Here is an 11,419-nt window from a genome sequence, read left to right as displayed (position 1 = left end):
CGCCGGGGGCGCCCACGCGCCCGGCCAGCGCCCCGGTGGTGACCAGGAGACGGGCGCCGCTGTCGCGGAGCACGTGCTCCAGGCGCTCCGCCGGGTAGTCGGGGTCGAGCGGGACGTACGCCGCCCCCGCCTTGAGCACGGCCAGCACGGCGGCGACCGACTCGGGGGAGCGCTCCAGGCAGACGCCCACGCGGACCTCGGGGCCGGCGCCCAGGGCGCGGAGGTGGTGGGCCAGGCGGTTGGCGCGCCGGTCCAGCTCGCCGCGCGTGATCCGCTCCTCCCCCCGGAGCAGGGCGACCGCGCCGGGATCGGCGGCGGCCTGCTCTTCGAAGCGCTCGTGCAGGCAGCGCTCGCGCGGGTAGGGCGCGGCGGTGGCGTTCCACCCGGCCACCAGCTGCGCCCGCTCCTCCGCGTCCAGCATCTCCAGCTCGCCGAGCCTGCGCTCCGGACCCGCCGCCATGGCCCGGAGCAGGGCGCGCAGGTGCCCCAGGGCGCGGCGCACGGCGGCGGCGGAGAAGTGCGCCCGGTCGAACGTGGCGCGCAGGACCAGCTCATCGCCCAGGGAGGCGCTCAGCATCAGCGGGTAGCCGGGCTGCTCCGCGTCCGGGCCACGCTCCAGGCGCAGCCCCGGCACGGTGGCGGAGCGGAGCGCCGGGTCCACCGGGTAGTTCTGGAACACCAGGAGGCTCTCCCAGAGCGGGGTCCCGGGGGCGAGGCCGCTCCAGGCGCGCACCCGCGCCGGGGAGGCGTGCTCCCACTCCCGCGACCGCGCCTGCGAGGCCTGCACTCCCCGCAGCCAGGCTTCCACCCGTTCCCCTTCGGGGACGCGCAGCCGCACCGGGAGGGTGTTGATGAACAGACCCACCATGCGGTCGGCCCCCTCCAGCTCGGCCGGCCGTCCCGAGGCGACGCTGCCGAACACCACGCCGTCCGTTCCCGCGCAGCGCGCCAGGAGGAGCGCCCAGGCGCCGTGCACCACGGTTCCGGGGGTGAGCCCGGCCCGCCGGATCCACGCGGAGAGCGCCGCCGCCGCGGGGCCCACGAGCCGGACCTCCTCTCCGGCGTAGCCGCGCCCGTCGCCCGGGCCCAGCTCCAGGCGGGTGGGCCCCTCCACGCCGCGCAGCTCGCCGCGCCAGAATGCCTCGGCGGCGGCCATGTCGCGGCGGCCGATCCAGGCCACGTAGTCCCCGTACGGGCGGGTCGGCGGGAGCTGCGCCTCCTCGCCGCGAACTCCGGCCACGTAGAGCGCCACCACGTCGCCGAAGACCAGCGGGTCGCTCCACCCGTCCAGCAGGACGTGGTGGCGCGTCCACACGAACTCGTGCACTTCGTCCGCCAGGCGCACCAGCTGGAGCCGCATCAGCGGGGCGCGCGCCGGGTCGAAGCCGCGCTCCCGGTCGCGGCGCAGCAGCTCCGCCATGCGCTCGCGCTGCTCGACGGGGGGAAGGCCCCGCCAGTCCTGGTGCGCCACCGCCACGGGGAGGGAGCGCAGCACCACCTGCACCGGCTCCTCGAGGTCCTCCCAGGCGAAGGCGGTGCGGAGCACGGCATGCCGGTCCACGGCCCCCTGCCACGCCCGCTCGAAAGCGTCCGCGTCCAGGCGGCCGGAGAGGGTGAAGCGGGACTGCACCACGTGCGCCCCCGATCCCGGGGCCGCGAGCGTGTGGAACAGGATCTCCTCCTGCAGCGGAGACAGGGGCCAGATGTCCTGGATGGAGCCGGGTCCGACGGGCATGGGTCTACCCTTTCACCTGCAGGAGGATCTTGTCGAGCGAGCGCTGGTCCAGCCGCACCGCCGTGAAGTCGGAGGGGGTGTAGCCGCCGGCCCCCGGCGCGCGGCAGTGCTCGATCACCCCGCGCAGCTCCGCCGCGAAGCGCCCGGCGACCGCCTCCACCGTGCCCCTCTCGTGCAGGTCGGGGCTGTACGAGAACCAGGCGCGCAGCCGGTCGTCGGCGACCAGGGCGCCCACGGTGAGGGCGTGCGTGCGGGGGGTGCGGGGGCTGCTCTGCGGGCCGGTGGGCTCCGCGGCCCGGGCGAAGAGGCCGTCGCCCGCCGCGGCGTCGCGGAACTGCCCCAGGTAGTTGAAGGCCACCTCCGGCGGGCGCGCCGCCCCGAGCGCGGCACGGAGCTCCGGGTCGGACGACAGGTAGCGGAGGAGGCCGTAGCCGATCCCCCGGCCGGGGACGGCGCGGAGCTGCTCCTTGACCGCCCGGAGCGCGTCGCCCTCGCCGGGGGCGCCGCGCAGGTCCAGGAGCACCGGGTACTGCGTCGTGAACCACCCCACCGTGCGCGACAGGTCCACGTCCGGGAACAGCTCCTCGCGCCCATGCCCCTCCAGCTCCACCCGGAGCCGCGCGTCGCCGGTCCAGCTCGCGAATGCCCGTGCGAGCGCGGCGAGCAACACCTCGTCCACGCGGGTGCGGTAGACGGGCGGGACCTCCTGGAGAAGCGCGCGGGTCTCCTCCGGGTCCAGCGACACGGCCACCGATTCGACGGTCCCCTCCAGGTTGGGCCCGCGCCGGAAGTCCAGGGGGAGCGGGGGCGGGAGGTCCCGGACGGCGGCCGTCCAGAAGCCCGCCTGGGCCCGCACCTCCGGGGCGTCGGCGTGGGCGGCCAGCCGCTCCGCCCAGTGACGCCAGGAGGTGGTGCGGGGGGGGAGCGCGGGGCGGACGCCGCGCGACAGCGCGTCGCAGGCGGCCTCCAGGTCCTCCATGAGGACCCGCCAGGAGACCCCGTCCATCACCAGGTGGTGCACCACCAGAAGCACCCGCTGGGTACGCCCCTCCCCCCGCTCGAAGAGCGCCGCGCGCAGGAGCGGCCCCCGCTCCAGGCGGAGCGCCGCCTGCAGCTCGGCGGCGGCGCGCTCGAGCGCCCCTCCCTGCTCCGCTTCCGGGAGCCCGGCGAGGTCCAGGCGGACCACCGGGACGCCGTCCGCGGCCGCGGCGATCTCCTGCCGCCAGCCTTCCCCGGCCGGGGCGAAGCGGGCCCGCAGGGCGTCGTGGTGCTCCAGCAGCGCGGCGACGGCCCCCTCCAGCACGGCAGCGTCCAGGCGCTCCCGCGGCTCCAGCAGCGCCGCCACGTTCCAGTGGTGCCGGTCGGGGATCTCCTGCTCGAAAAACCAGCGCTGCACGGGTGTGAGCGGGGCCTCGCCCACGGCGGAGCCCCCCTCGCCGCGGGCCGCGGGAGCCGACTCGCGCGCCGCGCGGGCGAGCGCAGCCACCGTGGGGTGCTCGAAGATCTGGCGGGGGGTGATCCGCACCCCCGCCGCCCGGGCGCGGGCGACTACCTGGATGGAGAGGATGGAGTCGCCGCCCAGCGCGAAGAAGTTGTCGTCGGCGCCCACGCGCTCCAGCCCGAGCACCGTGGCCCAGATCCCGGCCAGCGTCGCCCCGGTGGCATCCTCCGGCGCGCGGTACGCCCCCGCCGCGGCGGAGGGCTCCGGGTCGGGGAGGGCGCGGCGGTCCAGCTTGCCGTGCCGGGTGAGCGGGAGCGACTCCAGCGCCACGAGGGCGTCCGGGACCATGTGCCCCGGGAGCACCTCCCCCAGGGCTGCCCGCAGCTCGCCCCACCCGACCCGCTCCGCGGCCTCCGCCGGGCGGGTCCGCGCGCCCTCCCCGCCGAAGACCTCCCGGTGCAGCGGCGAGGGGTACGCGGCGGGGCCGTGGTGCACCGAGTGGTGGGCGAAGGGGACGTCGCCGCGCCCCGGGCGGTGCAGCACGCCGGAGACCCGGTAGTCGGGGTGCACGCCGTCGTCGGAGAGCCGCGACTGGCAGCGGACCCGCAGGGTGTCGCCCGCCCGCACCTCCACCCCCGGGTAGAAGGCGGGGAAGAACATGGGGAGCCACGCGCTCTCCTGCTCCAGCGCATCCACACCCAGCCGCTCGCCCGCGTACAGCTGGATCCAGGCGACGAAGCCGTCCAGGCGCCCGCCGCGCGCGACGGCCAGCTCCACCTCGTGCTCCCACTCGTCCCCGCCGGGGCGGGCGAAGTCCAGCTCCTCGAAGGGGGCGGAAGGAGAGAGCAGGTGGTCGGCCGGGAGGTTGCGCACGCACAGGCGCAGGTCGAACCGATGCCCCACCACCCCGAAGACCTCCCCGGCGTAGTGCCCGCCCAGCTCTTCCAGCGCCGGAGCGGCGTGCAGCTCGTCCGGGAGGCGCGCGGCGGCGATGCGGGTGACGCAGCGGCGGGGCACCATGGCCCCCTCCGGCTTCAGCCAGCGCCGCACCGAGTCCAACGCGGCCACGGCCCCCTCGGAGCTGCCCACGCACCCCAGCAGCTCCGAGACGCACACGTCCACCGGCTCGGGAACCTCCACCGTGGCCGCGTCCCCGTGCAGCACCACGATGCGGTCTTCCAGCCCCAGCTCGCGGACCCGCTCCCGCGCCTGCCGGAACGACGCCTCCATCGCCTCCACCGCGTATACCCTGCGCGCCCCCGCCTCCACGGCCAGGCGCGCGAGCACCGCCTCGCCCCCGGTCCCCACGTCCAGCACCACGGCCCCGGGCGCCACCTCCGCCAGCGCCTCGCGGTACGCCGCGTTGCGGCGCCCGTCCTCGGCCATGGCGCGGTAGAGCAGGTCGTCATAGACCGGGTACTCGCCGTGCGAGGGCCACAGCTCCGGCCGCACCGGCCGGCGCACCAGGGCGTCGGGGGCAGGCGAGTACCCCTCGGCCGGGACCAACCAGCCCACCAGGCGCGCCCCGCCGCCCGGGGCGGGGCGGGCGGCCACCACCGCCTCGCGCACCTCGGGCCGGGCGAGCAGCGCCGCCTCGACCTCCCCCGGCTCCACGCGGAAGCCGCGCACCTTGACCTGGTGGTCCGTCCGCCCCAGGAACTCGATGGTTCCGTCGGCCAGCCAGCGCGCGAGGTCGCCGGTGCGGTACATCCGCGCGCCGGCTTCCGCCGCGAACGGGTCGGGGACCCAGCGCCCGGCGGTGAGCGACGGCCGCCCCAGGTAGCCCCGCCCGACCCCGGCTCCGCCCACGCACAGCTCGCCGGGCACCCCCACCGGAACGGGATCCAGGTGTGGGTCCAGCAGGTAGACGCGCGCCCCGGGGACCGGGCGGCCGATGGGGAGGCTGGACCAGGCCGAGCCGTCGTCGCCGGCCGGCAGGTCGAGCGTGGTGGTGGTGACCGTGGTCTCGGTCAGCCCGTACACGTGCACCAGCGGGACGCCGAGGCGCGCCCACTCGGCCAGCCGCTCGGGGGAGACGCGCTCGCCGCCGATGATGACGAAGCGCACGTGGGCCGGGAGGCGCTCGCCGGCCAGGGCCAGGGCGCGCACCCACTCGTGCCAGTAGGCGGTGGGCAGCTCCAGCCCGGTCACGCCGCGCCGCTCCACGACCCGGAGCAGCTCCTCGGGGGCGTCCAGCAGGTCGGCCTCGTGCAGCACCACGGCGGCGCCGTGGGTCCAGGCGGGGAAGAGCTCCTCCACCACCACGTCGAAGCCCAGCGCGGCGAACTGCAGCATCCGGTCTCCGGGCCCCAGCCCGAGGCGGGCTCCCATGGCGAGCGCGAAGGCGGCCAGCGCGCGGTGCTCCACCATGGCCCCCTTGGGGGTGCCGGTGGAGCCGGAGGTGTGGATCACGTACGCCAGGCTGGCCGGATCCACCGCGGGGAGCGGGGCGGCGTCCCCCCCTCCCTCCGCTCCCTCCTCCAGGTGGAGGACCGGCGCACCCGTTTCGGGGAGCCGGGCGCGGAGGTCGGCGCGGGTGATGACGGCGGCGGCGGCGGTGTCCTCCAGCAGGAACGAGACGCGCTCCGGCGGCAGCGCCGGGTCCACGGGGACGTAGGCCGCCCCCGCGCGCAGGGTGCCGAGCAGCGCCACCGGCAGCTCCAGGGAGCGGTCCAGGAGCACGGCCACCCGGTTCTCCGGCCCCGCGCCCCACCGGCGCAGCCGCCGCGCGAGGCGGTCCGCCCGCCCGACGAGCTCCGCGTAGCTCAGCGACCGCTCCCCCAGCACCACCGCGGTCGCGCCGGGGGCCCGCGCCGCCTGCGCCCAGACCATCTCCACCACAGAGAGGCCCGCGGCGTCGGGAGCGGGGACCCCGTTCCACTCCTCCAGCAGCTGCTCCCGCTCGGCGGGGGCGAGCAGCGGGAGCACCGCGACCGGGCTGTCGGGCTCGGCGGCCGCGCGCTCCAGGAGCGCCCGGTAGTGCCCCAGCATCCGCTGCGCGGTGGCGGCCTCGAAGAGGTCGGCCGCGTACAGCAGCTCGGCCAGGATCCCGTCGGGCCCTTCCCGCAGCGCCAGGCTCAGCTCGAACGGGGTGGCCGCAGCCCCCGTCTCCAGGGGCGCCAGCGTCAGCCCCGCGAGACGCAGGGCACCCTCCGGGGCGTTCTGGAGGGCGAACATCACCTGGAAGACGGGGTGGCGCCCCAGGTCGCGCTCGGTCCCGAGCTCGTCCACCAGCCGCTCGAAGGGGAGCTCCTGGTGCTCGAAGGCCCCGAGCGCCGTTCCGCGGACCCGCCCCAGCAGGGCACGGAAGCCCGGGTCGCGCGAAAGGTCGACCCGGATCGCGAGGGTGTTAACGAAGAAGCCGATCAGCCCCTCCAGCTCCGGCCGGGTCCGCCCCGCGGTCGGCGTCCCGACGACGACGTCCTCCTCCCCCGCGTACCGGGCCAGGAGCGCCGCCCAGGCCGCCAGGAGCGCCATGAACGGGGTCGCCCCCTCCTCCCGCGCCAGCCGGGCCAGCCGGTCGGCCAGCGCTGGCGGGAGCACCATGCTCTCGGAGGCACCGGTGAAGCCGGCCGCCGGACGGCGCGGACGGTCGGTGGGGAGCAGGAGCGCCGCGGGAGCCCCCTCCAGCTCCCGCCTCCAGTGGGCGAGCTGCGCTTCCAGCACCTCCCCCGAGAGGTGCTCCCGCTGCCAGGCGGCGTAGTCGGCGTACTGCACCGGCAGCTCGGGAAGCTCCGGCGCCGCACCCTCCGCCGCGGCGGCGTACAGGGCCGAGACCTCGCGCGCCAGCACCCCCGAGGACCAGGCGTCAGACACGACGTGGTGCACGGTCCAGGCGAGCACGTGCTCGTGCCGGTCCAGGCGCAGCAGGCGCACCCGGAACATGGGGCCGCGCTCCAGGTCGAAGGGCTGGCGCGCCGCGGCCGCGATGCGGCGGCGTGCCTCGTCCCGGCGCTCGGCCTCGGGTAGCGGGGCCAGGTCGTCGAGCGGGAGCGGCACCGGGGCGGGCGGGTCCACGACCTGCACCCCCTCCCCCGCCGCCGTGGTCAGGATGCGGGTGCGCAGCGCCTCGTGCCGGCGCACCACGCCGGCCAGCGCCCCTTCCAGCGCGGCCACGTCCAGCACCCCGGTGAGCCGCAGCGCCCCGCCCAGGTTGTACGACGTGTCCCCGGGATGCAGCTGCTGCAGGAACCAGAGCCGCTGCTGCGCGAACGAAAGCGGCAGCGCGCCGCGCGGGTCCCTCGAGACCGGCCGGATCTGCGGAAGTGGGGAGCCCTCCCCCCCCGCCCGGGCGGCATCCACCCGCGCCGCCAGGGCGGCCAAGGTGGGCGCCTCGAAGAGCACGCGCACGGGCAGCTCGATCCCGAGCGCCGCGCGCAGCCGGGAAACGGCCTGCATCGCGCGGAGGGAGTGCCCGCCGACCTCGAAGAAGTCGTCGTCCGCGCCCACCCGCTCCAGCCCCAGCAGCTCGGCCCACAGGCCGGCGACCATCTGCTCGGTGGGCGTGGCCGGAGCGCGATACTGCCCCCGGGCGGCCCGCCCGCCCCACTCGGGATCGGGGAGCGCCAGGCGGTCCGTCTTCCCGCTGGGGGTCCGCGGCAGGGCCTCGACCCGCACCACGGCAGCCGGCACCATGAACTCCGGGAGCCGGGCGCGCAGGTGCGCCCGCAGCGCGGCCTGCCCGGGGGCGGCACCCTCCTGCGCCACCACGTAGGCCACCAGCTGCCGCTCCCCGTCCGGGTCCGGCCGCGCGGTCACGGCGGCCTCGCGCACTTCCGGGTGCTCCAGCAGCGCGGCCTCCACCTCCCCCGGCTCGATGCGGTAGCCGCGCACCTTCACCTGGTGGTCCGCCCGCCCCAGGAACTGCACGCTCCCGTCCGGGAGCCAGCGCCCCAGGTCGCCCGTGTGGTAGGCGCGCCGCCCGTCCCCCTCGGGGCCGGGGCGGAAGGCCGCGCGCGTGGCGTCCGGCCGGTTCCAGTAGCCCAGGGCCACGTGTGCGCTGCGGATGACGATCTCGCCCGTGCCGTAGACCGCCGGCTGCTCCCCGGCCGCGTTGACCAGCGCCACCTCCGTGTCCTCCACGGGGAACCCCACCGGGACGGGACCCCCGCGCAGCGCCGCCTCGCGGTCCAGCAGCGCCTGGAGGGCCAGGGTGGACTCGGTGGGGCCCAGCCCGTTCACCAGCACGCACCCCTCGCCGAAGTGCCGGAGGAAGAGCTCGACCTCGCCGCGGCCCGCCTCCTCGCCGCCCAGGACCACCAGGCGGATCCCCGGGATGCTCCCCGGCTCGTGCCGGTCGCGCAGCAGGTAGCGGAAGACGGTGGGGGTGGAGTGGAACACGGTGATCCCCTCGCGCTCCAGCCAGCGCGCGAGGTCGTCGCTCCCCTCGGCACGCAGGTCGAGCGGGCACAGCGCGGCCCCGTTCAGCAGCGCCCCGAAGATGTCCATCACCGCGGCGTCGAAGGCGAACGACGAGAAGAGCGTCAGGCGGTCCGCCGGGCCGATGCGCAGGTTGTTGGTGTAGGCCCGGACGTGGTGCAGGACGTTGCGGTGGCTCTGCACCACCCCCTTGGGCCGGCCCGTGGAGCCGGAGGTGTAGAGGATGTAGGCCGGCCGGTCCGGCGGGACCTCGGGGAGGGAACCGCCATGGACCCTTCCCGGCGCGTCGATCCGGAGCAGCGGGAGGTCGCCGGCCAGGCGGCGCGCGGAGGCGAGGTTCTGCGCATCCGTCAGCAGGGCGCCCGGGCGGGCGTCGGCCAGGACCAGGGCGAGCCGCTCCTCGGGGTAGCGGGGATCCAGCGGCACGTACGTCTTTCCCGCCCGGAGCGCCGCCAGCACGGCCACCGGCATGGCGGCGTCGTGCCCGAGGAGGATCCCGATCCGCTCCTCGCCCGCCCCGCGCTCCGCGAGGATGGCGCGTGCCACCCGGTCCACGGCGGCGTCCAGCTCCGCGTAGGTGAGGCGGACGCCTCCCCCGCTCATCGCCAGGCGCTCTCCGTGCACCCGCGCCTGCCGTGCGAACCGCCGGTCGATGGACTGCTCGATCTCCGCCCGGGGGAACTCCACGAACGGGCCCGCGGGGCGGACGCGCTCCGCGGCCCCGTGCGGGCGGGACGGCCGGCCGGGACGCAGCGGAAGGGCCGAGAGGCGCAGCGTGGGGTCCGCGGCCACCGCCTCCAGCAGGGCTTCGAGGTGCCCGAGCATCTCCACCATCTGCTCGGCCTCGAACAGCCCGGCGTCGTAGGCGAGGGTGAAGTGGATCTCCTCCTCCCGCTCCACCGCGTGCAGCGTGACGTCGCTCCGGGACGAGATCCCCCCCGCGGGGAGGGACTCCACCTCCAGGCCGGGGATGGAGAGCGGGGTCTCGGGGACGTTGATCAGGTTGAACATGGCCTGGAACACCGGCGTCCACCCCAGGCTCCGCTCCACCGGGAGCGCTTCCAGCAGTCTCTCGAAGGGGAGGTCCTGGTGGGCGTAGACGCCCACCATCGCCTCCTGCACCCGTGCGGTGACCTCCCGGAACGCGGGGTCGCCCGACAGGTCGGTCCGGAGCGCCAGCGTGTTCAGGAAGAAGCCGACCAGCCCCTCCAGCTCCGGCTCGCTGCGGCCGGCGACCGGGACGCCCACCACCACGTCCGTCTGGCCGCTGTAGCGCGCCAGCAGCGCCTGCCACCCCGCCAGGAGCACCACGAACAGCGTGGCTCCCTCCCGGCGGGCCAGCGCGCGCAGCGCCCCGGCCGGACCGCCCGGGAGGGTCCACGTCTGCACGCCGCTCCGCACCAGGGGCGTGTCGGTGCGGGGCCGGGCGGTGGGGAGCTCCAGCAGAGGAGGAGCCCCGGAGAGGCGCTCGGTCCAGTAGCCGAGCTGCCGCTCCAGGACCTCCCCCGTGAGCCAGGCGCGCTGCCAGAGCGCGAAGTCCGCGTACTGCACCTCGAGCTCCGGGAGCGGAGAGGGCCGCCCCGCCGCGTACGCGGTGTACAGCGCGGAGACCTCCCGGACCAGCACCCCCGTCGTCCAGGCGTCGCCCACGATGTGGTGCAGCGTGAAGAGGAGGACCCAGTCCTCCTCGCCGGCGCGCAGCAGCGTGGTCCGGAGGAGGGGGCCCTGCTCCAGGTCGAAGGGACGGCGCGCCTCCGCCTCGGCCAGGCGGAGAGCGACCCCCTCCCGCTCCCGTGTCCCGCGCAGGTCCACCACCGGGAGCACGCGCGGCTCCGCGGGATCGACCACCTGCACGGGCTCGCCCTCCACCGCGTGGAAGCGGGTGCGCAGCGACTCGTGCCGCCGCACCACCTCGGCGAGCGCGCGCGCCAGCACCCCTACGTCCAGGATCCCGCGCATCCGGAGCGGGAAGGCCATGTTGTAGGCGGGGCTCCCGGGGTCGAGCTGGTGGAGGAACCAGATCCGCTGCTGTGCGAAGGAGAGCGGCAGCGCTCCCCGGCGCCGCATGGGGCGCAGGGGCGGCCGCTCCGCCTCGTCCGGTCCGGAGCCGGCGCGCTCCTCGGGCGCGAAGGCGGGCTCGTCCCGGCCGGCACCCTCCACCAGGGCCCGTAGCGCGCCGAGGAAGGCCTGGGCCACGCGCTCGATGGTCGCCGCGTCGTGCACGCCGGAGCCGTACGACCAGCCGGCGTGCAGCCGCCCCTCCCCCACCCAGGCGTTGACCTCGATCCGGTGGGTGCGGAGCGCGCGCGGGCTCCGCTGCGGGCCCGTGTCCTCCGCCGCGGGGCGGAAGGGGGACTCCTCCGGGAGCGTCCCGTCGAGCTGGCCCAGGTAGTTGAACAGGACCTCCGGCCGCGGACGGCGGCGCAGCTCCTCCACCTCGGGGTCGAGGGGAGCCACGTGGCGGAGGAGTCCCCAGCCGATCCCGTCGCCGGGGACCGCCCGCAGGCGCTCGCGCACGGCCCGCAGCGTCGCCCCCGGATCGCCGGAGGCCGGGCGCTCCAGCCGCAACGGGTGCTCCGCCGTGAACCACCCCACGGTGCGCGTCAGGTCCACGTCGTCCCACAGCTCCGCGCGACCGTGGCCCTCCAGCTCCACGGCCAGCGAGTCCTCGCCGGTCCAGCCGCAGACGGCCTCCAGCAGGGCGGCCAGCAGCACCTCGTCCACGCGGGTGCCGCCGCGCCCGGCCGTGGCCTGCAGGAGCGCGCGGGTCTCCGCCTCCCCCAGCGCGACCCTGGCCGTGCGCTCCTGCGCCACGGTGTCCGGTCCCCCGGGGCGGTCGACCGGGAGGGGCGCCCCCCCGGGGG

The 11,419-nt window shown here is 76.8% G+C and carries 2 protein-coding genes; both read right to left on the bottom strand.

The features are described 5' to 3' along the window. Nucleotides 1-1,735, bottom strand: a 1,735-nt coding sequence (locus VGR37_11645; protein HEV2148047.1) for a condensation domain-containing protein, incomplete at its 3' end; no start/stop codon positions are given. 4 nt (nt 1,736-1,739) lie between these two features. Further along, on the bottom strand, nt 1,740-11,419 hold a 9,680-nt coding region (locus VGR37_11640), incomplete at its 5' end, for an amino acid adenylation domain-containing protein (GenBank protein ID HEV2148046.1).

It is taken from the genome of Longimicrobiaceae bacterium, assembly GCA_035936415.1.
Taxonomy (GTDB): domain Bacteria; phylum Gemmatimonadota; class Gemmatimonadetes; order Longimicrobiales; family Longimicrobiaceae; genus JAFAYN01.
This window is presented reverse-complemented; position numbering and strand designations above follow the sequence as displayed.